This is a genomic window from Bradyrhizobium sp. sBnM-33, assembly GCF_032917945.1.
Taxonomy (GTDB): Bacteria; Pseudomonadota; Alphaproteobacteria; order Rhizobiales; family Xanthobacteraceae; genus Bradyrhizobium.
Map to the genome: position 1 here is coordinate 2,547,379 of NZ_CP136624.1, position 22,434 is coordinate 2,569,812.

General features: G+C 59.1%; 12 protein-coding genes and 5 pseudogenes. 13 read left to right on the forward strand and 4 right to left on the reverse strand.

Annotated elements, in window-relative coordinates; translation table 11 throughout:
- Positions 1-220 precede the first annotated feature (220 nt).
- The 5 genes and pseudogenes from RX328_RS11755 to RX328_RS11775 form a co-directional block, all read left to right on the forward strand.
- A pseudogene (locus RX328_RS11755) lies at positions 221-859 on the forward strand (tyrosine-type recombinase/integrase); the annotation flags it as partial.
- A 2-nt stretch (positions 860-861) separates the two neighbouring features.
- Positions 862-1,044 (forward strand): hypothetical protein, encoded by a 183-nt coding sequence (locus RX328_RS11760; protein ID WP_317258816.1) that lies wholly within the window; start codon positions 862-864, stop codon positions 1,042-1,044.
- Positions 1,007-3,031 carry an IS630 family transposase gene (locus RX328_RS11765; RefSeq protein ID WP_317258708.1) on the forward strand — a complete coding sequence of 675 codons (2,025 nt, stop codon included), beginning with the start codon at positions 1,007-1,009 and terminating at the stop codon, positions 3,029-3,031. Before RX328_RS11760 ends, RX328_RS11765 begins: the two co-directional genes overlap by 38 nt.
- A gap of 213 nt (positions 3,032-3,244) precedes the next feature.
- Entirely contained in the window at positions 3,245-4,822 is a 1,578-nt protein-coding gene (locus RX328_RS11770; protein WP_213257040.1) for a hypothetical protein, read from the forward strand.
- Positions 4,823-4,870: 48 nt separating this feature from the next.
- On the forward strand, positions 4,871-5,062 hold the full coding sequence (locus tag RX328_RS11775) for a hypothetical protein (RefSeq protein ID WP_108521642.1): 192 nt from the start codon (positions 4,871-4,873) through the stop codon (positions 5,060-5,062).
- Between the two features lie 12 nt (positions 5,063-5,074).
- Here RX328_RS11775 and RX328_RS11780 read toward each other — a convergent pair whose 3' ends face one another.
- Positions 5,075-5,461 carry a helix-turn-helix domain-containing protein gene (locus RX328_RS11780; RefSeq protein WP_213257042.1) on the reverse strand — a complete coding sequence of 129 codons (387 nt, stop codon included), beginning with the start codon at positions 5,459-5,461 and terminating at the stop codon, positions 5,075-5,077.
- A gap of 80 nt (positions 5,462-5,541) precedes the next feature.
- Here RX328_RS11780 and RX328_RS11785 point away from each other — a divergent pair, with 80 nt between their 5' ends.
- From RX328_RS11785 to RX328_RS11795, 3 genes are read left to right on the forward strand one after another with little or no spacing between them, the layout of a single operon-like run.
- On the forward strand, positions 5,542-6,042 hold the full coding sequence (locus tag RX328_RS11785; protein WP_202975806.1) for a multiubiquitin domain-containing protein: 501 nt from the start codon (positions 5,542-5,544) through the stop codon (positions 6,040-6,042).
- Between the two features lie 12 nt (positions 6,043-6,054).
- Positions 6,055-6,441, forward strand: a complete 387-nt coding sequence (locus tag RX328_RS11790; protein WP_108521638.1) for a hypothetical protein — start codon at positions 6,055-6,057, stop codon at positions 6,439-6,441.
- Positions 6,441-7,811 carry a HesA/MoeB/ThiF family protein gene (locus tag RX328_RS11795; RefSeq protein WP_213257057.1) on the forward strand — a complete coding sequence of 457 codons (1,371 nt, stop codon included), beginning with the start codon at positions 6,441-6,443 and terminating at the stop codon, positions 7,809-7,811. Before RX328_RS11790 ends, RX328_RS11795 begins: the two co-directional genes overlap by 1 nt.
- A 236-nt stretch (positions 7,812-8,047) precedes the next feature.
- On the opposite strand, the pseudogene RX328_RS11800 reads toward RX328_RS11795, so the two are convergent.
- The 3 pseudogenes from RX328_RS11800 to RX328_RS11810 all read right to left on the reverse strand — a co-directional run.
- Positions 8,048-8,527 (reverse strand): annotated as a pseudogene (locus RX328_RS11800) (IS5/IS1182 family transposase); the annotation flags it as partial.
- Between the two features lie 292 nt (positions 8,528-8,819).
- Positions 8,820-9,924 (reverse strand): annotated as a pseudogene (locus tag RX328_RS11805) (IS110 family transposase).
- Between the two features lie 3 nt (positions 9,925-9,927).
- Positions 9,928-10,784 (reverse strand): annotated as a pseudogene (locus RX328_RS11810) (IS5 family transposase); the annotation flags it as partial.
- A gap of 775 nt (positions 10,785-11,559) precedes the next feature.
- On the opposite strand from RX328_RS11810, the pseudogene RX328_RS43480 reads away from it, so the two are divergent.
- The 5 genes and pseudogenes from RX328_RS43480 to RX328_RS11830 all read left to right on the forward strand — a co-directional run.
- Positions 11,560-11,688, forward strand: a pseudogene (locus RX328_RS43480) (AAA family ATPase); the annotation flags it as partial.
- 206 nt (positions 11,689-11,894) lie between these two features.
- Positions 11,895-12,257, forward strand: a complete 363-nt coding sequence (locus tag RX328_RS11815; RefSeq protein ID WP_213257059.1) for a hypothetical protein — start codon at positions 11,895-11,897, stop codon at positions 12,255-12,257.
- A gap of 257 nt (positions 12,258-12,514) precedes the next feature.
- A complete protein-coding gene (locus RX328_RS11820) occupies positions 12,515-13,063 on the forward strand; it encodes a VOC family protein (RefSeq protein WP_057846699.1) in 549 nt (182 codons plus the stop codon).
- Positions 13,064-13,152: 89 nt separating this feature from the next.
- Positions 13,153-14,445, forward strand: coding sequence for a PLP-dependent aminotransferase family protein (locus RX328_RS11825; protein ID WP_317258709.1), 1,293 nt, complete (start codon positions 13,153-13,155; stop codon positions 14,443-14,445).
- Between the two features lie 245 nt (positions 14,446-14,690).
- The gene (locus RX328_RS11830) at positions 14,691-22,247 is read left to right on the forward strand and encodes a non-ribosomal peptide synthetase (protein ID WP_317258710.1); all 7,557 of its coding nucleotides are present in this window, start codon (positions 14,691-14,693) and stop codon (positions 22,245-22,247) included.
- Positions 22,248-22,434: the final 187 nt, after the last annotated feature.

The window sequence follows — 22,434 nt, forward strand, 5'->3', positions numbered from 1 at the left end:
GGCGGCTGTTCAAGTACCGCGCGTTCAACAATCTCACACTCGATATGATTATTGCGGATAATCTATTTTGGACGAACCCGCTCCGCGGGAGAGTATCCGTGTTGAGTGCGGCGTACCCCCTTAAAGCCAGCCAGCGTCCCTGACTCCGGCACCACAGCTTGCCCCTGGCAAGATGGCGTTGCTGCCCGCGCGCAGCGTCCCTCTTGCCAAGGAGTTCGCTATGACCTCGCTACGGTTACGCATGATGGAAGACATGCAGGTCTGCAACCTGTCGCAACACACGCAGGATTCCTATTTGCTGCAGGTTTCGCAGTTCGCTCGGCATTTCGCTAAATCGCCGGCTTTGCTCAGCCCGGAGGATATCAGGTCTATTTGACGAACGAGAAGAAGCTGGCGCCGCGCTCGGTGCACGTCACCGTCGCAGCGCTTCGATTTCTCTACCGCGTCACGCTCCGCCTCGATTGGGATCTCGCCCAGATCATTCCGTGTCCCAAGGCGTCAAAGACATTGGCCATCATTCTCAGCCCCGAGGAGGCGCTGCACTTCCTTGGCTGCATCGAGAGCTTCAAACACCAGGCGATCCTGACGACGTGCAATGCCGCCGGCCTGCGTATTTCTGAGGCGACCCGTCTGAAGCCTGAAGCTATCGATCGCCAGCACATGGTGCTTCGCGTCGAGCAGGGCAAGGGACAGAAAGACCGCTATGTCATGCTGTCGGCCAGGTTGCTGGAGGTGCTGACAAACTATTGGCGCGCCGTGCGCCCCACCGGGGCGTGGACGTTTCCCGGCGCCGTTGTTGGAGAACCGATATCGACAAGCGCCGTGGATGCCCACCTGCCATAAAGCACATCGGGTGTCGAGTTGCTGCAGGCGATTTCCGATTTTCTTGACGACCAGAAGGACATAATCGACCAGGTCCGCTGCGATCTGACGCGGGGTTTGAAGAAGGCCGAGACGGGTCGCAGCGGCCTGACGCCGCAACAGGTGCTGCCGCTCGCTGGTTCTGATGCGCGTCAAGAACTGGAACTATCGCGAATTACGTGAGCGGATCGCCGACGGATGCACGCTGCGCCAGTTCACGGACTTCTATTGTGTGCCAGTGCCTCGACACGATGCGTTCCACCGCGGCTTCAATCGGCTCACGCCCGAGACGCTCAAGGCGATCAATGATCTGGTGGTGCGGGCGGCGGTCGAGCTCGGACTGGAAGACGGCCAAAAGCTGCGTGTCGATACCACGGTGGTGCAGACCGACATTCATCATCCGACCGACAACACGCTGTTGTGGGATGTCGTTCGCGTGGTCACGCGCCTGATCGGTCGCCTCGCCACGGCGCTGGAGCGCCGGCGGATCAAGGGGTTCCAAGATCAGACGCGATCGGCGCGGCGGCGGATGCAAGAGATCCAACGAATGACCAAAAGGCAGCGCCAGGATCAGCAGACCGCGACATATCGCGAACTCATTGGCATTGCCGAGGAAGTCATCGAAAGCGCACGAACGGCGCTCCGGCAAACCCGTAAAGCGCGCGGCAAAGATATGATCACCGATCTGGCCATCGCGGAGACGCGCAAAGAGATAGAGCACTTTTGTGGTCTTGGAGACCGTGTGACAGATCAGTCGCGCCGCCGTGTGCTTAACGGCGAGCAAGTTCCAACGGCCGAGAAGCTCTATTCGATTTTTGAGCCCCACACGGACCTCATCAAGCGCGGCAAGGTGCGGTCGCCGATCGAGTTTGGCCACAAGGTCTTCCTCGCCGAAAGCGCGCGCGGCTTGATCACGCAGTATGACGTGCTAGACGGAAATCCCATCGACGAACAGCATGTGGTTATCTCGCTGGTACGCCAAGATTCCTCGTTTGCGGTCGGCGAAACGAGGAGCTGTATCATGGCAGGATGGCGGCGAGCGGTCGAATTGGCAATGAGTGATGAAGAGATAGCGACCTTGACGACGCTTTCGCGGTCGAGGATCGAACTGGCGAGCCGGGTGTCGCGGGCGCAGATGCTGCTGGCGTATCGGGAAAATCCTTCGTTCTGCGCGGTGGGCCAGAGACTTGGGGTCCATCATCAGACGGTGCAGCGCTGTGTCGAGCGGGCGCTGGCCGATGGCCCGCTGGCAGCCCTCGACGATCGCCCGCGACCGGGCAAGGAACCAACCATCACGCCGGAAGCCAAAGCCTGGTTGGTGTCGCTGGCCTGCGATAAGGCCAAGGACCACGGCTATCCACATGAGTTGTGGACGACGCGGCTCTTGGCGCGCCATGCGCGTGAACACGGGCCGGCGGCGGGGCATGCGTGCTTGGCCAATTTGGTCCAGGGAACGGTGTGCAAGATCCTCGGCCGGGAGGAAATCAAGCCGCACAAGGTGCGTTACTATCTTGAAAATCGCGACGCCGAGTTCGAACAGAAGATGGCGGAGGTGCTGTGCGTCTATCGTGAAGTCGAAATCCTGAAGAAAGCCTCTACCAAGGGAAAGAAGAAGCGGGGAAAGCCGGTGACGATCGTTTCCTGCGACGAGAAGCCGGGAATCCAGGCCATCGCAACGACGGCGCCGGATTTGCCGCCCAAGCCTGGCGTCCACGCCACCTTTGCGCGCGATCATGAATACAAACGCCATGGCACGCTCAGCCTGTTGGCTGGGATTGATCTGCTCACCGGCAAGGTCCACGCCCTTGTCAAAGATCGCCATCGCAGTCGAGAGTTCGTCGAACTCCTCAGGCTTATCGATGACGCCTATCCGCCGAACACTGCGATCAAGTTGATCCTCGACAATCATTCCGCGCACATCTCGCGAGAAACCAGAGCCTGGCTCGCCACTCGACCAAGCGGGCGCTTCGAGCTCACCTTCACGCCCAAGCACGGCTCATGGCTCAATCTCATCGAGGGATTCTTCTCCAAGTTCGCCCGTTCAGTCCTCCGCCACATCCGGGTGGCCTCAAAACACGAACTCAAGGAGCGCATCATGGCCGGTATCGACGACGTCAATCGCCATCCGGTCATCCACACGTGGTCCTACAAACTCGCCGACGCCGCCTGATATGATTCGAACCAAGAAAACGCTAATCTAGTTAAGCGTGACGGCCGTTGCTGGTTTAGTGCCAAATGTTGTGCTGAGATTAAGAGGCAGCCCCGAAAGTAAGGGATTTCGCGTCTTTGTCCGGTTGCTGCGGCGCAGCGCGATTAATCATACTGGCTCAACGTCTTAGTTTTAGCGGCACCTGTCGGCCTCAAATTTGACGAAGGTCAGCTGGTGGCTTACACCTCTGTCCGGCCGACGGTGGGAGGGAATCGTCGTGTTTTTGATCAAGGGATTTCTAATGGCGCTTCTTACGATGCATATGCGCGTCGCTTCCAATCACGCCCGCCTCTAATGTACAAGTGGATTTCTTTGGCGACGAGCGCCGAACTCGCGCAGCTGTCCATGCACATCACCTCCGAGTACAACCCGGCTCTGGTCGCAAAGCTTCTGAGCCAAGGGATCTCGGATGCAGTGAAGGGCGTCCTCATCGAATACAATTACATCGATAAGGATTACCGCAGCACTTACTATAGCTTCTATTCGAAGAAGGGGCAGTATTATCGCAGCGACTGTGTGCGGCTGCACTTTTTTGACCAGACCGTGAAGTTCGATGACGCCAATGCTGCGCTAGTTTGTCCCGATCGCGAACTGAACGATCATTACTTCGGCTACATGGTATTGCGGCCGACTGGCATTGCTACCATCGGCAGGACCGTGCTCTCTCCGGACATCCGCAAAGGCGCGGGTCGTTTCATCATCACTGCCGATCATAAGGTGCATCTGCTCGGCTACAAGCTTGTAATACGTGGCTTTCCGTCGATGGATCAGCATGTCGACATTTCTGTGTGCGCGCATGCTGCTTGCTGGTCCATCTTGCGTCACTACAGCGAGCGCTACAACGTTCATAGAGAATATTTGGTCCATGAAATCACAATTATGGCGCACGAGTTCAATCCGGGCGGTTTAGTGCCGTCTAAAGGATTGCAGATCGCTCATGCCGAACGCGTGTTTCAAGAAGCGGGTGCGTTCCCTATCCACATCGCGCGCAATGCCACGACAGGTACTAAGGACCATCCGTTCTATCGGCAACTGATTGCCTATGTAGAATCGGGCTTCCCTCTGTTCGCCGCGATGCATTCGCGTCGCCATGCGGTTGCGCTTGTGGGCTATGAATGGCGTCAACCGGTGAAAGGTCACTCCGGTCTCCGGTATGCTTGGGATGAAGTCGAAACGCTTGCTGTTGTCGACGACAACCATCTTCCGTACGTCTCCATTCCGAAGTCGAGCGGGACCCCCTACGCGGCGGAGGCGGTTGACGCCTTTATCGTGGCGCTTCCTGAGAAGGTTCATTATCCGGCTGATGCCGTTGATCGGTTGGCTCCTGCCTTGTTCACGCTTGGTCGCGCCATCGGTCTCCCGCCCAAGGACGACACCATCGTCCGCTACTTCATCACCACCGGCTCGTCTTATCGCCATTTCGCGCGAGAGCATGCATCGGAATTTGATCCAAAACTTTTGCAGTACATCATGACGCTGCCGTACGCCCAGTTTATCTGGGTGGTGGAGTTTTCGACGGAGGAACAGTGGGCTAATGGAAGGGTTGAGGCGCGGGCGGTGATCGACGCCACGGCCAGCTTACGCGAGCAGATGCCGCTCTGGTTGTTCCACAGCCGCACCGATGCCTTGATTTTCGATCGTAAGCAGGTTGGCCAAATCGCTTCCGGCATGGGTGGCCTGAAACTTGCCAATATCGGTCATGCAGGGTTCTCGCGGATGGACCGCAACTTGCGACCAACTCAGACGAAATAGCGTTATCGACGGGCGGCGAAGCCTATTCTGGACCTCAGGGAGATCACGATGACTGACGGTGCGCACGACAAGACAAATGAAAGACCTGAGATGCTTCAGGGGCTTGCGCCTGTCGATGCCAAGTTGGTGCAAGAGTTCCTCAAAGAGATGGACGAGCACGTGATCCCCGACATCGTCAAAGTCGTGGAGGAAAGGCGTTTGCAAGCGGCTGAAAGCCGTCAATGGCAGCTAAAATGCTAAAGGCGTAACCGGCTACTTGAGGGGCTTCTTCAGGCGCTCGTAAGCCGCGCGTACGATTGCTTCCACTGCTTCTGCGGCCTCGGTGTCCAGGGCCGGATCCGCCCGCAAAAGGCTAGAAATTTGCATCATGGGCTCTGGTTGGCTGGCGCGATAGGGCGCGTTGACAAAATCGGACGGATTAAGTCCAGCCCAGGCAGAAAGCGCGGCCAAACTGGCCGCGTCAGGACGCCGGCCCTGCGCCATGCGCGTCAGGGTCGAAGCGCTAACGCCCGTTGCTTCTGACACCTCTTTCCAATTGACGTCGCGGGCTTGAACCGTCGTCTCCAGCGCTCGGTAGAAGGCATCTCCGTCAAAGCCCTTGGTATCATTAGCATTTCTTGCGCTCCCAGGAATTGCCATTTAGCAATTGACTTTCTATTTAGGTTCCGCTATCTATTGCTTAATAGCAATTCGACTTCGAAATCGCAAGGAGAAAGCGTATGGCTACCGAACGCACGGATATCCTTGAGACGGAACGCCTCCGACACAACCACTTGGTCACGGTGAAAGTGAACGAGCGCCCGGTAAAGCTGCTGGGCCCGCGTGAAACTGGCGAGCAGATCAAGATCGCTGCGATCGAGCAGGGCGTTGAGATCGGCAAGGACTATCTGCTGGAACTAGTCCTACACGATGGTACCCATCGCCGCGTTGAAGACCATGAGCAGATAGAACTCCACGATCAAATGGTGTTTGTGGCGCGCAAGCCTGAACACATCGTCGTCATCACCGTCAACGAACAGCCGGTGAACCTCAAAGGCCATTCCGCCACCGGCGCAGAGATCAAGGCGGCCGCCATTACTCAAGGTGTGGCGATCCAGCCCAACTTTGTGCTGCAGGAGGAACTGCCTAATGGCACCAGCCGTATCGTGGGCGACAATGATGTCGTCCATCTGCGGGAGCATCTTCGGTTCACGGCGATTGCGCCGGACGACAACTCCTAGGCAGAAATTGCCATGAAAGTGGAAGTTTCTGCCGCCATCGAAGATCTGAAGAAGCAGTTTCCCTCTGCCTCCCTCAACATGCGGGACGATGGGCAGGGCGGCGTCTATCTTGTGGTCGAACCGGTCGCCCTTAGCGACCGGTTTGTCCCTAGCAAGACGTGGGTGGGCTTTCACGTCCCCGCGCAATATCCTTATGCCGACATCTATCCCATTTTCATCGGTGGAGAGGTCCGGCGCGCTGACGGTCAGGGCTTTGCGTCTCCGGTCACCGCGGGACATGCGTTCGAAGGAAGGTCGGCTCTGCAGATCTCCCGCCGCAACAGCACGGCCCAGAACGGCAAGCAAAAAGCTTGTGCCAAGGTTCTCAAGGTTCTGGATTTCTTAGAAAGATCGTCGTGATGTCCAAATGCAGGCTCCACATCACCCGTCCGGACTACGAGTTACTTTGGCATCATCTCTATCACGAGGATGGTGATGAGCACGGAGCCATCTTACTCGCGGGTCTGTCCGAACTAGACACGATTCCACTCCTCACCGTTCGGGAAGTGCATCTGGCTAAGGACGGAATCGACTATGTCGCGGGCAAAATCGGTCACCGAGCCTTAACGCCACAATTCATTCATCGGCTGATTACCCGCGCCCGTGACGAGCGTTTAGTCTATCTGGCCGTTCATAATCACGGCAGCGATCGGCAAGTCGGATTCAGCGATATCGATATCCGATCACATGAGCGCGGCTATCCGGCTCTATTGCAAATCGCCAAAGGCATGCCGGTTGGCGCTCTGGTGTTGGGGCGGCGGGCCGTGCAGGCAGATCTCTGGATGCCCAATGGCAGCCGTTGCGAACTCGATCAGGCGAGCGTAATTGGCATGAAGATTGATCGTCTCGCACCCCATCTATCGAGAAATTTGAGCTCGGTGGACGACCAATATGACCGCCAAATTCGTATGTTCGGTCGAGCGGGCCAGCAGACCTTATCGCGCGCTCACGTTGCGGTGATCGGGCTAGGCGGGATCGGTAGCCTTGTTGTGGAGTATCTGGCCCGCTTGGGCGTCGGCCACTTCACGCTTGTTGATGACGATGCGGTTGAAGCATCCAACCTTGCACGACTTATCGGAGCATCGCAGTCCGATGCTGCAAATCGGACGCCCAAAGTTCAGTTGGCACAGCGCCTCATCCAGCAGGCCAATCCATCCGCGCACATCGAGTACTTCAACGCGGACGTGGCTAAAGCTTCAGTGGCGGATCGGCTCAAAGGTTGCGATTACATCTTTCTTGCGGCGGACTCAATGCGGGCGCGCCTAGTAGTGAACGCACTGGTTCATCAATATCTTATTCCAGCCGTTCAGCTGGGCTCGAAAATCCGCGCCGATGAGCAGGGGCGGGTGATCGATGCGTTCAGTGCCATTCGCCCTCTTCGTCCAGGTGCGGGTTGCCTTTGGTGCAATCAGCTGATTGATCCTAATCTCTTGGCCAAAGAGGCCAAGACAGATGCGGAACGAAAGGCGCAGGCTTATGGCGTTGAGGAGCCGAACCCCAGCGTTATCAGTCTTAATGCGGTCTCCGCGGGGCACGCCGTGAATGATTTTCTAATGGATTATCTGAGTCTGCGCGCTGATCGTCCCTTGCACTACCAGCACATCAATGCCCTGACCGGGAGGCTGCAGTTGGTCGAACCGCGTAAAGATGCGGATTGTCCGGAATGTTCGAAAGGCGGGATGCGGTTCGCTCGAGGTGATGGCGTTGATTTGCCATGTACAGAAGGCTAGCACGAGCCCCGTTAACAGCCAATTGACGTTCTCCCGAATTGTAACGCGCGGTCGGGCTCGCATGCTTGAGTGACGTGGTGATCATCAACGATTCTGTGCATCCCGCGCTTGAGGCAGTCGCCCGTGAAGAACCTGTAAGGGCTTGATCGGGGGTTCGAGTTTTCTGGCGAAGGTATTTTCAGATTGCAAGCTTTCGGGGTGCAGAGCCTCGAAAGTCTTCTGTGAACAATACGTTTTCAGGCCGGCGATAGTTTTGACTTCGGGAAGAGCGCCATCAGGATGAGGTACAACAAGATCCTCAGCCACTTGATGAGGCGGCGGAAGTTGTAGCCGGCGGCGGCGAGAATGGCGTTGTTGAGGTCGCCGTTGCGGTGGGCGAGATAGTTGCGGCCCATTCGGTGCTCGTCCTTGAGATGGCCGATGACGGGCTCGACGGCAGAGCGGCGGCGCATCTCTCGTTTGATTGCCGGGGTCACGCGGCGTTTTTGTTTTGAGGTGTAGATTTTGAACTTGTAGTCGGCCGGCGCATTGTGGCCGCGATAGCCGGCATCGGCGTGGAGCCGATCGATCGTGGTACCGATGAGTTTCTCGATCCCGGGGATCACCTCAGCCAGCGTGTGGCCGTCATAGGGATTGCCCGGCAGCGCCTGTACATGGGCGACGAACTGGCCGCCCTTGCTGTGCTTGAGAGGGGTAGCAACGCTGACCTTGACGCCGATCTATGGACCACGCTCGCGTTGCAAGAGGAATCGACAAAGGGATGAAGCGGTTTGCGCCAATCTATCCGGCTTCGATTTGAGGCTGTCGCCCCGAGCCATTATGGATATCCGCGCCACTTCTGTCCTCAATAACTCGCCGGCCTCAAGGAGGGCCATGGAGTCGAACCAGGCTTCAGAAGTGTCGGTGGAACCGTTTCTCCATTCGTTCTTTCCGTCTCGCAAACCTCGGCGGGATAGTGTGCTATTCCGATCGGATCTTGGATCTTCCTTCCTTCCCGGGTCGGGCGTGCTATGCAGCGTGCCCCAGGAAACTCGCTTCGTAGTCACGGCCTTTTGCGAGCATGCTCCACGCCATCCGCGCGAGTTTTGCGGCCAGGGCAACAACCAGTACATTCGAGTGGAGCCGCTTCGATGCTGCCTCCAGCCAGGCTCCGAAGCCGTGCCTGGCCCAGGTTTGGCGCCTCAGTAATACGGCTCGGGCTCCCTGAATGAACAGTGTTCGTAGATAACGGTTGCCGCGTCTTGATATGCGACCGAGAATGGTTCGATCACCGGTCGAGATTTGTTTTGGTACGAGGCCAAGCCATGCCGCAAAGTCGCGGCCCTTCTGGAACGCATCACCAGTTCCGATCGCGGCGATCATCGCGCTTGAGATGATTGGCCCGACGCCCGGCGCACTCATCAGGCGGCGACAATGCGCATCTTGCTCCGCGATCTCATTGATCTCCTTGGTGACTAACGCGACGCGACGGTCGAGATAGCGCCAGTCCTCGGCCAAGTCCTGGATGAGCCGAACCACCTGAGGTGACAGGCTTTCCGAAGGCATCGAGAGGATTTGGGGGAGTGCCAATCGGAGTGCTGCCGCTCCTTGCCGCACTGGTAGGCCTCGCTCAAGCAAAAAGCCCCGAATTTGATTGATGACCGCTGTTCTCTGTGTCACCAATCGACTGCGAACTCTGTGGAGTGCCTGTAAATCAAGTTGTTCGGCCGACTTCACTGGGGACGAACCGCATTGTCGGCCGCTGAGCAGCCTCGGCGATCGCTTCAGCATCCCGAAAGTCATTCTTGTGACCCTTGAGGTATGGTTTGACGTACTGTGCCGGCAAGAGCCGTACTTGATGGCCTAATTTCTCGAGCTTGATGATGTGCTCCTGCACACGCCTCCATTCCGATTAGGCAACGCGGAATATTGCTCAGCGACTGGTCAAGCTGATTCTAGATCGCTTCTTGCGTAACGTGATTGCGCCGGTGGCATCGAGACCAACGACATGGAATGTGTTCTTCCCGAGATCGATACCGATTGTGATAATGTTCGTATTCGATATGGCTTGCGCTCCTGCTGCTGCCCCGCGGGGTAGCACGTTGCCTCTGAGAGCGGGCGTGGTCCATGCCATTAACTCGTAAGGCTTGTGGGCCTTGCCATTGCCGATGCATTCCACTTCGGGGGCATGCAGGCTGTAGACCTTGGCGCCGCGCTGCCCGCGCTCCTGCTGGCGCACCTGCCGGCTAAGGCTGAGCAGGTGAGCGAAGCTGCCCTCGAGCCCATGGTCGCCGTCGATCTTGCGGGCAATGTCGCGGATGACACGGCCGAGATAGGTCTTGAGCGTGCGCAAAGCCCGGTTGGCGCGCTTGAACTGCTTAGCATGGGCGTATCGCTGATGCTGGATCAGGGCGAACTTGCCGACCCGCGTATAGGACTGCCGTAGCTCCACGCCCAGCTTTTTGGCCAGCTGCACCAGCTTCTCACGGGCCCGGTTCATCAGCTTGGCGTCGGTCGGGAAGGTAATGTGCTTCGGCTGTACCGTGGTGTCGACAATGACGCGCGAGAGCTCCGAAGGCTTCATCGCGCCGGTTCGCGTCGCCACCGCCAGGCTCTCCTGCAACAGCGCTTGCAGCCGCTCCTGTTCGTCATCGAGGAGCGATCGAGCGGCAGCCGGTGCTGGAAAAACTCCTCGCCGCAGAAGTACTGGTAATACGGGTTCTCGATCCACTGCTCACACACCACTTCATCGCTGAGATTGTAGGTATGCTTGAGAATCGCGAGCCCCGCCATCAGCCGCGTCCGCAGCGGTGGCCGCCCGGAGCCGTCGGCATACACCGCACCGAACTTCTCTTCCAGGCACCCCCAGTCGATCGTCCGCGCCAGCTTCACCAGCGTGTGATCCATGTTGATGACTTGGTCGAGCCGCGAGCGAAACAGATCCTGCTCGCCGCTTTCCCGCCGCTCCCGTGCCGCATCGAACCCTCCGCCAATCACGTTGGAGGGTAGAGAATCACGGCTGGAGATTCGAGGGAATCTGGAGGGTTCTGTGAGGTCGCGCTCACGCGAGGGCGCGGCAAGCGCTTATAAAGCGACCTCATTGAAGCCGGATTGAGCGAAGGCGCGGGAGAAGATGCACGGTGGCGCGGCTATGGGGATAGTTTGAGATCGCGGGTTGCTATCGGCAGACTGCGGAGCTGACGCGGCGACGTTTTGGTTGCGCAATGGCGGCAACTTGAGACAGAGAGCATTTTACCGGCTGTAGCGATCGATGGCCCGCTGCATCGAATAGTTTCCGGCGCGCTGTTTGGCCGCACGGATTCGGCAGCGTCTGCGATGACGCTGCCAACTGCTCCCGCTGTGCGGGAATTGGCTAGGTCTCTTTGACCGCAATGTAGCGCAGCGGCAAACCACGCGCGTCAACGAACACCGGATCAGCCTCGGAACGGGGCCGGCGACGCGCCAGATAGCGCCTCAAGCCCGCTACTGCCGTGTCGTGCAGCGGCACCAAGCGGGTTTTCCGGAGCTTGGTCTCACGACTGCGGCATGACACGCATCGCTTATAATCGACGTGCTCCTCCCTGAGTTCGGCAGTGAGGTGGTGGCCAGCTACCCATTTCGGCAGTCGGTGACGCCACGACTGATACCGGTTTTGTTTCGGCTGTCTTTTTCCATGAATTCAGGCTGCCCCGGTTTGCCTCGGTCGAGCAAACCGATCTCTTGCTTCACCGAGAGGATATTCTCCCCGCCCCCTTGCGAGAGAGCCAGCATCGAGCGTGATGCCTATCGCACGATGTTCTCACTCGATGATGAGACCCTCAAAAATGGCGGCGAGAGCATTCTGACCAGCAAGGGTGATCTCGGGCAATTGCTCTTTTGGCGATCGTCGCCATTGACCGTCCGTGTTGTTGTGTTGAGCTGTGTCTGGTTCAAGACGTCGATGTCCCAAGCCCGACAGTAAGACGGCAGCATTCCGCCAGCGCAGCGAGAGGCGCGTTGTTTCTTCAGGAAACGCTCGCAGAACGTCATTGGCACGTCGGTTGCTTGAGATGCGGGGGTGATCCGTTACGACCACGATCGCAGCCCTTGTCTAAGAGAGTTCAGATGAAACTTGCTCGATTGATCCAAATCAGTGCCATGCTGATGCTGATGCTGATGCTGATGCTGATGCTGATGCTGATGCTGCTGCTGCTGCGCCCATCACGTGCGTGGCCGTCGCGGGGCCTCTCATCTCCTGATGGCGCTTCGGTCTCCCGGCGAGGACAGGATTGCTCTGCACCCGGAACTGGACGGAACGACGCCAGTCAAGAGATGCTGCGCACCATGTTCGAGGTGATGTGCCGCGAGCCGTTCCAACAGATTGGTCTGGCGGACGTCCGCCTCCAGCTGAAGCGCGGCGATCTGACACCAGCAGCAGCGGAAGCGCAGGCAATGTTTTCGGAGCTGACAGGCGGCGTTCGCTCGTAGATAGGTAATTAGCCGATGCAGGACGGTTGGGAACTTCGAGAAGCAATGAGGCAACGAGAAGAGCTCAAAGCCAAGCTCTTCCGCGCTCAATCGGATGTGGCCAGGCGTAAGGCTGAGTTGGCGGACCTCGAGCAGAGGATTCTGAAGAACCTTGACGCTAGTACAGGGCTGATCTGCTGGTAGCAGGGTTGCCTGTCGCTCGCGCGATGAGGTCGCTTTGGCCTGATTGTCGGATTGTGTGATCGAAAGTGGGTGCTATGCAGAAAACGATCGATAGCAAGCTCGGAGTGGGTGCGACTTCCGATGACATCCGGACAACCGCGAGTCCGGTGTCGCAATTTCGCGGGATCGATCATATTGCGATTGCTGTGCTCGATCTTGAGGCCTCAATTCAATTCTTTCGGGACGTGCTAGGTTTTGAGTTGAAGCGCCGTTTTCACATCAAGGGTCGAGCGACGGGCATGCTATCTGCTGAGTTCGAGAGCAGGGGCATCAGGTTTGTTTTGTGTCAGGGTACTGAGCCGGCTTCTCAGGTCTCAGAGCTCGTGCGGCGTCACGGCGTTGGAGTTGCTCATATCGCTCTTGAGGTCGACGACGTGGATGCTGCTGTAGAGACCCTAAAGTCTCGTGGTCTGGGATTCGACACGAATGTGATACGTGGCCCTGGACTGACACAGGCCTTCTCGAGCCGCTCCATTGAGACGGGGCTTAGCTTCGAAATCATTCACCGAGATGGAGAGAGTGGTTTCCTCGAATCGAACGTCCAGCAGCTTTTTGACCAGCTTGAACAGTCCGGCAAGTATTGAGCGAAGAGGCGTACGCCCTTAGACCTCCAGTCGTGCTCGTGTTCCGACGTAGGCGTGATCCCCATAGCTCCGTCCTCCTCCAAGGCTCCATGATGGATTTCCGGTTGCAAAGTTCGGCAATGAATTTCCTGAACGAGGTCTCGAGTCGGTTTCCCTCAGCTGTCTCGCTTGCGTCTGGTAGGCCGAGTGACCGGTTTTTCGATAGACTCAACCCCCATGCGCTGTTGAATGCATTCGGTGTGTATCAAAGGTATTGGGCTGGCGATCGTGGCCAAGTATGGTCTCAGTTGTTGCAGTATGGTCGAACAGCGGGAATCATCAACGAGCTTGTTGCGCAACAGGTGCGATCCGATGAGGGGCTCCCCGCTAAGGCGGATCGCGTCCTGATCACCTCAGGATGCCAGGAAGCGCTCGCTCTCTGCCTGCCGGCGCTGTGTCCCGAATCTTCGGATGTGCTCCTGGTCTGCAATCCCACCTATATTGGAGCAATTGGTGCAGCTAATGCTGCGAGGGTGCCTATTGCAGCGTTGTCCAACTCAGCGTCTTGCGTTGCAGACGCGATCGAGTCCGCCGTTGTGCAATTGGGCCGAAATGGTCGAAGAGCTCGGGCAACATATCTTATTCCCGATTTTGATAATCCGACAGGACGCGTCCTCGATGTGGTCGCACGACGGGAGATCCTCGAAGTGTGCGCCAAACATCGGATCGTCGTTTTGGAGGACAATCCATATGGGCCATTTCGGTATGAAGGAGATGCGGTGCCTCCGATGGCCGTTTTGGATGAGGTCGGAAGTGTTATCTACCTGTCAACATTCTCCAAGACGCTAAGCCCAGCTCTTCGCGTCGGAGCAGCAATACTGCCCGATACCATCTTTGGAGACGCAGGTGCTTGCCGGACACTTTGGGAAGATCTGGTTCAGCGCAAGAGTTTCGTTACCGTGAATACGAGCCAAATTAGCCAAGCGATTGTGGCGGGGCTCTTGATCGAACAGCGGACAAGCTTACGTGGCTGGATCCGGCCGGCGCTGGATTGGTATCGTGCAAATCGCGACCTTATGTTGTGTCAGCTGGACGATGTGTTTTCGCCTTTGTCGGACCAGGTTCGATGGAATCGTCCTGCCGGCGGCTTCTTTCTGACTCTCGATCTTCCTTTCAGATTTGACGCGAACACCGCGGACGAGTGCGCAACGCATTACAATGTCATTGTTATGCCGATGAGCTTCTTCGCACTGGATAACTCTCAAGACTGCCGGATCCGATTGGCGTTCAGCTCGGTTACTCCCGAGCAAATCTCAACTGCTGTGAGAGGTTTAGGTCATTATGTGGCGCGGCGCGTCGGGCGGGAATTGCCCAGGCTACGCGACGGCTTGGCTGGAGCGTGAAGATGGCCCATCGGTCTCCTCCGGTGCACGCCGGCGCGCGTCTCTCGGTGGCCACACGCTCAGCGCGTCACACACGTGGAGGTTTTGTCATGGAAGTGGGGTACGAACATCACGACATATGTGTGTTGGCCTCATCGAGTTGCGAACTCGGCGATTGGGGTGGGCAACGACCTGCAGCCTCACCAATTGGTTCTACCGTCTTTGTTGGTGGTGGTACGCTAGCTATTAGGTGTGCAGAGTTAGCAATGGAGATGGGCTACGTCATCGGCGCGGCCCTGTGTGCCGACGCCATCTTCCGCGATTGGGCCGCTCGCGCCAATGTCTTGTGCCTAGCGAGCGTTGAAGAGCTTGCCACATTGCTCAGTACCGAACCGGTGGAGTGGATATTTTCTGTTGCCAATCCTTTCATATTGCCGGCGGATGTGTTTGGGCGAGTGCGTCGAGGTGCTTTCAATTACCACGACGGTCCCTTACCACGGTATGCGGGAACTCATGCGACGTCTTGGGCGCTGCTGGCCCAAGAGTCCGAATATGCCATCACGTGGCATCGCATAGATGATGGTGTTCATACGGGTGACCTGGTGGTTCAACGCCAAGTCCTGATTGGACCTACCGACACCGCGTTAAGCCTGAACCTCAAATGTTATGAAGCCGCAGTCGAGGGATTCCGCGAGCTTTTAACTTGGTTAACGAACGAAAGGCTTGCCGCCCGTCCGCAGGCGCTAGCGGACAGAAGCTATTTTCCGAGGCGCCGACGCCCAGATGCTGCGGGCTGTCTGCGATGGGATAGATCCGCGCAAGATCTCTCAGCGATGACGCGCGCCTTAGACTTTGGGCCGCATCATTCCAATCCTTTATGTCTGTCCAAGGCTCTTGTGGGCGATGACGTAGTCGCAGTCAGGTGCTTGGAGGTGTCGTCTGGCCGCTCGGGCTTTTCGCCGGGTTCCCTGGTTGAAATCCACCCCAGCCACTGGCGTGTGGCGACGGGAACAGAGGATGTTGATGTTTGGTTTGACAGCCCGGATGGTGAGGCTCTGGATGCGTGGGCACTCGCGAGGCAGTCCGATCTGGATCTAGGGCATCGCCTCCCGATTTTAAGCGATGACGAGGCTCGGGACATAACTGTTGCCCATGAAATGCTGGCGCCTCGGGAGAGTTTTTGGCGGCAGCGGCTTGAGCAGTTCAAAATATTGCAGCTTCCGTTTCTGTCGGCTTCAGAAGCTGCGACTCCACCCATATGGCAGTCGAGTTCGTGGCTCATTCCAAGTGCTTTGGCTAGGCTGTCGCCATTTGATCGCACGGAACACCTAATAACTGCTTGGCTGACCTATCTCGCTCGCGTCACTGGCGAATCACAGCTCCAATTGGGATGGACGCCGGCACAGAATGGATCGCGGGCCCGGTTGAAGGCGGCGGAGGTGATTGTCGCTTCTGTCGTGCCGATGGAAATTACCATTGATCTTGGTCATGATTTTGCAGAGGTGCGCAGGGTGGTCGCCGCCGAATGCGCCGAACTGAGCGAGCACGATAGCTTTGCGCGGGATGTGATCGCGCGCGCTCCGAGCTTGCGGGGTAGGGAGGCGCTACGATCGCGGCGACCCTGGCCGATTGGCGTTACGGTTACGACAAATAGCTCTTCTGCCGCTGGTGATCTGGCTTCGAGCCCGCGTTCTGAGACAACCCTATCCGGCGATTTGGTAACGTTTGAGGTTTGCGCTCTGGATGGGAGCTTCCGATGGCACTTTGATGCTAGTCGCTTGGCGCCCAAGCAGATCGACCGCATGACGCAGCATTTGCAAAATTTGTTGTGTGCTGTGATGGCCGATGCGCGGCAAGCGGCCGCGCGGATTGAGCTGCTGTCGTCCGCTGAGCGTACGTATCTCCTGGAGGAGTTGAACCGGACGGCGGCCCCCTATCCGGCGGAGCAGTGCATCCATCAGCTGTTCGAGGCGCAGGTGCGTCAAGCGCCGGACGCGGTGGCGGTGGTCGATGCGGACGCGCGCTTAAGCTATGGCGAGCTCAATGCACGGGCGAACCGGCTGGCGCATCATCTGATCGCGCTCGGGGTGAAGCCGGGCGATTGTATAGCCACCGTGCTTGACCGTTCCATCAGTCTTGTCGCGGCGCAGCTTGCGATTCTGAAGGCGGGAGGAGTGTATGTGCCGATCGATCGCACTCTTCCATCTGCGCGACAAGGATGGGTGATGGCCGACTGCGCTGCACGCCTGGTGCTTACCGAGAATGACGATGATGATCTGGTTGAGGGGGTGACGATTCCTGTTCTGCCCATTAAGCCGCTGATGGCTGGAACAGGATGTAGTACCGATCCAAGCTTGGCATTAAGCGCCGAGGCTGCTGCTTATGTCATGTACACCTCCGGCTCGACCGGCGTTCCCAAGGGAGTTGTTGTTCCTCATCGTGCTGTCAACCGGCTCGTCATCAACAACGGCTATGCGGAGTTCAGCTCGAAGGATCGTGTGGGATGGCTGGGCAATCCCGCGTTTGATATCAGTACGCTGGAAGTCTGGGCACCGCTGCTACACGGTTCGAGCCTGATTGCGATTCCATACACTAATGTGCTGGAGCCAGAAGTGCTGCGCAGTCTGGTTCAGCAGCACCGCATTACCGTCCTGCATTTGACAGCGGGGTTGTTCAGGCAGAGCGCTAATGATCTAGGCCCGGTGCTGGCAAGTTTGCGGTTGCTATTAGTTGGTGGTGATACGGTTGATGTGGCGGCAGTAGCACGGGTGTTGAGGCAGAACCGACCGCAACATCTCTTGCACTGCTACGGTCCGACCGAGACGACGACCTTTGCGACAGTCTGCGAGATCAACGCGATTGATGAGCCATTCCAGCGGCTCCCGATTGGCCGACCGATCGCGAACACGCAGGTTTACCTGCTGGACGGTCATGGCGCGCCCGTTCCGTTCGGGGCGGTCGGGGAGCTTTACATCGGCGGGGCGGGGGTCGCGCGTGGCTATCTGAACCGGCCCGAGCTGACGGCGGAGCGGTTTGTGGCCGATCCGTTCAGCGCTGAGGCGGGGGCGCGGATGTACCGGACCGGGGATGTTGCGCGGTACTTGCCGGACGGCAATCTGGAGTTTTTGGGCCGCAACGACGACCAGGTGAAGATCCGGGGCTTCCGGATCGAGCCCGGCGAGATCGCGGCACGGCTCGTCGAACACGCATTCGTGCGCGATGCGGTCGTCGTGGCGCAACAGGATCGCACCGGCGAGAAGCGTCTTGTTGCCTATGTGGTTGCGGCTGCGGAGCACGCCGGCGAAGCTGAGGGATCTGACCTTGCCGGCACGTTGCGCGCGCATGTGAGTGCGCGGCTGCCCGACTACATGGTGCCGGCTGCGTTTGTGCGGCTGGCGGCGCTGCCGCTGACGGCAAACGGCAAGCTCGACCGCAAGGCGCTGCCGATGCCTGAGGATGCGGCCTATGCGCGCGCGGCCTATGAGCCGCCGCGGGGCGAGACCGAGACCGCGCTGGCGACGATCTGGGCGGAGCTTCTCGGTGTGGCGCGGGTCGGGCGGCACGACAACTTCTTCGAGCTTGGCGGCCATTCGCTGCTGGCGGTGCAGCTGATGGCGCGTCTGCGGCGGCTGTCGCTGGGGATCGAGGTGCAGACCTTGTTCGCCAAGCCGGTGCTGGCGGATCAGGCCGCAAGCCTGGGCAGTCATCAGGAGGCGGCGGTCCCGGCCAACCTGATCACCGCGAGCAGCACGGCGATTACGCCGCAGATGCTGCCGCTGATCGAGCTGACGCAGGGCGAGATCGATCGGATCGTCGCCATGGTGCCTGGTGGCGTCGGCAACATCCAGGACATTTATGGCTTGTCGCCGCTGCAGGACGGCATCCTGTTCCATCATCTGCTCGCCAGCCATGGCGATCCGTACCTGCTGGTGTCGCAGACGGCGTTTGCCGACCGTGACGTGTTGGACCGCTATCTTGCCGCGGTTCAGCGGGTGGTGGATCGGCACGACATTCTGCGCACGGCCTTCGTCTGGGAGGGGCTGTCGAGCCCGGCCCAGGTGGTGTGGCGTCGTGCGCCGCTGGAGGTGAGCGAGGTCGAGCTGGATGGCTATCATGGTCCCGGCGCCGATGAGCTCCGGCGCCGGTTTGATCCGCGCCAGCACCGCATCGATCTTGGCCGGGCGCCGCTGTTGCGGTTTGTGACCGCGCGCGAGCCCGGCAGCGCGCGCTGGCTGCTGCTGGAGCTGCAGCACCATTTGATCGGGGATCAAACCACGCTGGAAGTGATGCATGCCGAGGTCTGGGCCGTGCTGGAGGGGCGCGAGCATGAGCTGATAGCCCCGCAGCCGTTCCGCAATCTGGTGGCGCAGGCGCATCTTGGTGTTGATGCCAAGGCGCATGAAGAGTTCTTCCGGGGGCTGCTGGCCGACATCGACGCGCCGACCATGCCGTTCGGGTTGAGCGAGGTCTACGGCGACGGCAGCGGCGTCGGCGAGGCGCATCGGATGCTGCCGCAGGCGCTCAACGAGCGGCTGCGGGAACAGGCGCGGCGGCTGGGGGTGAGCCTGGCGAGCCTGTGCCATCTGGCCTGGGGGCAGGTGGTGGCGCGCAGCAGCGGCCGCGAGCAGGTGGTGTTCGGCACGGTGCTGTTCGGCCGCATGCATGGCGGCGCCGGTGTCGACCGCGCCATGGGCCTGTTCATCAACACCCTGCCGCTGCGGCTTGATCTGGACGGCACCGGGGTCGAGGCGAGCGTGCGGACCACCCACGCCCGGCTGGCCGAGCTGCTGGCGCACGAGCATGCCTCGCTGGCCTTGGCGCAACGCTGCAGCGGCGTTGCGGCACCGACGCCGCTGTTCAGCGCGCTGTTGAACTATCGTCACACCACGCCGGCGGCCATGCCGGGCTCCGGAACGGATGATGGTCTGTCGGGGATGGAATGGCTGGGCGGGGAGGAACGCACCAACTATCCCCTGTCCTTGTCGGTGGAGGATTTTGGCGAGGCGCTCGGTCTGACGGCGCAGGTGGCGGAGGGCGTCGCTGCGGACCGGGTCTGCGGTTACATGCAGCGGGCGCTCGAGCAAGTGGCTGAGGCGCTGGAGCACGCCCCCAATACGCCGGTGCGAGACCTGGACATCCTGCCAGCCGCTGAGCGCGCCTACCTCCTGGAGGAGTTGAACCGGACGGCGGCCCCCTATCCGGCGGAGCAGTGCATTCATCAGCTGTTCGAGGCGCAGGTGCGTCAAGCGCCGGACGCGGTGGCGGTGGTCGATGCGGACGCGCGCTTAAGCTATGGCGAGCTCAATGCACGGGCGAACCGGCTCGCGCATCATCTGATCGGGCTCGGGGTGAGGCCCGGGGATAGTGTTGCGACAATGCTGGACCGCTCCGTTGCGCTTGTGGTGGCGCAGTTGGCGACCCTGAAGGCGGGGGGAGTTTATGTGCCGATCGATCGCGCTCTTCCATCTGCACGACAAAGCTGGATACTGGCCGACTGTGATGCGCGCCTCGTGCTTAGCGAGAGTGACGATGACGATCTGGTTGAGGTGACAATCCCTGTTCTGCCCATTGAGCCGCTCATGGCCGGAACAGGATGTAGTACCGATCCAGGCCTGGCATTGAGCGCCGAGGCCGCCGCTTATGTAATGTACACCTCCGGCTCGACCGGCGTTCCCAAGGGAGTTGTTGTTCCTCATCGTGCTGTCAACCGGCTCGTCATCAACAACGGCTATGCGGAGTTCAGCTCGAAGGATCGTGTGGGATGGCTGGGCAATCCCGCGTTTGATATCAGTACGCTGGAAGTCTGGGCACCGCTGCTACACGGTTCGAGCCTGATTGCGATTCCATACACTAATGTGCTGGAGCCAGAAGTGCTGCGCAGTCTGGTTCAGCAGCACCGCATTACCGTCCTGCATTTGACAGCGGGGTTGTTCAGGCAGAGCGCTAATGATCTAGGCCCGGTGCTGGCAAGTTTGCGGTTGCTATTAGTTGGTGGTGATACGGTTGATGTGGCGGCAGTAGCACGGGTGTTGAGGCAGAACCGACCGCAACATCTCTTGCACTGCTACGGTCCGACCGAGACGACGACCTTTGCGACAGTCTGCGAGATCAACGCGATTGATGAGCCATTCCAGCGGCTCCCGATTGGCCGACCGATCGCGAACACGCAGGTTTACCTGCTGGACGGTCATGGCGCGCCCGTTCCGTTCGGGGCGGTCGGGGAGCTTTACATCAGCGGGGCGGGGGTCGCGCGTGGCTATCTGAACCGGCCCGAGCTGACGGCGGAGCGGTTTGTGGCCGATCCGTTCAGCGCTGAGGCGGGGGCGCGGATGTACCGGACCGGGGATGTTGCGCGGTACTTGCCGGACGGCAATCTGGAGTTTTTGGGCCGCAACGACGACCAGGTGAAGATCCGGGGCTTCCGGATCGAGCCCGGCGAGATCGCGGCACGGCTCGTCGAACACGCATTCGTGCGCGATGCGGTCGTCGTGGCGCAACAGGATCGCACCGGCGAGAAGCGTCTTGTTGCCTATGTGGTTGCGGCTGCGGAGCACGCCGGCGAAGCTGAGGGATCTGACCTTGCCGGCACGTTGCGCGCGCATGTGAGTGCGCGGCTGCCCGACTACATGGTGCCGGCTGCGTTTGTGCGGCTGGCGGCGCTGCCGCTGACGGCAAACGGCAAGCTCGACCGCAAGGCGCTGCCGATGCCTGAGGATGCGGCCTATGCGCGCGCGGCCTATGAGCCGCCGCGGGGCGAGACCGAGACCGCGCTGGCGACGATCTGGGCGGAGCTTCTCGGTGTGGCGCGGGTCGGGCGGCACGACAACTTCTTTGACCTCGGTGGACATTCGCTGCTAGCGCTGCAAGTGCTTGAGCAACTCCGGCGGCGGGGTTTGATCCTCGATCTTTCCGTGCATTTCACGAATCCTCGTCTCGATCAGTGCGCCGAGAAGGTGCGCCCCGCATCGAAGAACCATCGAAAATCTGCGAGCCAACTTATTCCGCTTCGACTCGCGAATAGTCAGCCACTTATCCTCTGTCACGCTTGTGGCGGAGGGCTGAGCGTCTATGATGACCTCGTGCGGGCGCTGCCAGCTACACAGACCATCTACGGTATACATGCCCTAGAGTTCGGTCACGAACTCCTGAAGGTGGGTTCGATTGACGAGATCGCCCAAGTCTATGCTCGGGCTATTGTTCCTGTGCTGCCGGACATGGCTTGTACGCTCGCGGGATGGTCTTTTGGCGGTGTGCTCGCCCACGCCGTTGCTGGGATGCTAATCTCTGCAAACGTGAGGGTCGATTTAGTGGCATTGATCGATAGTGCCCATCCGTCGGCGCCAGAGACGCCTTCCACTCTCACCTTGGACCAGGAATGGTCTGAATTCCTTGCATTCCTTGTCGACGAGGGAGGATTGTCGCCTGAGCACGATGCAACCATGAAAATTCGACCGGGTGACTTCGCTACGCTCGCGAGCGCTGCTTTTGGTGCATGGAAAATCGGTGTACCGGCGCTTGAGGAAATCTTCCAAATGTTCATTCGCCATATTCGCGCGGGCAAACTATACGTACCTAAGAAGGTTTCGGCGCTCTGCGTCTATTACACTCGGGAGTCCACTAGCGCAGCAACTCCATGGCACGCTGCTTTCGAGAGCCTCGTTGAAGGGCCCCCTCTTCCTGGCGACCATGGTTCCCTTCTGAAGCATCCAAATGTGACCGTTCTTGCGGAGGACCTCTCACATCGCCTTCCCGGCGAGGCATTCGTTCGCCGTCCAACAAAAGCTTCAAAAGACGCACCTTTTCCAATAGATCAGGACCTGTAGCAGTGAAGTGGACCCCATCCGTGGGGCCACGGCGACCAATCTCTTAGTTGGATTCTCGGCCGCTCCGATCTCCTGATATCACGCTGCGAACAGCTCTGTTTCTGCTGCTGTTGTTGCGCCTGTGATTGCTCACAATACACTCTCGACGATGGTGGCGTGGTGAACGAGGCGATCGATGGCGGCGAGG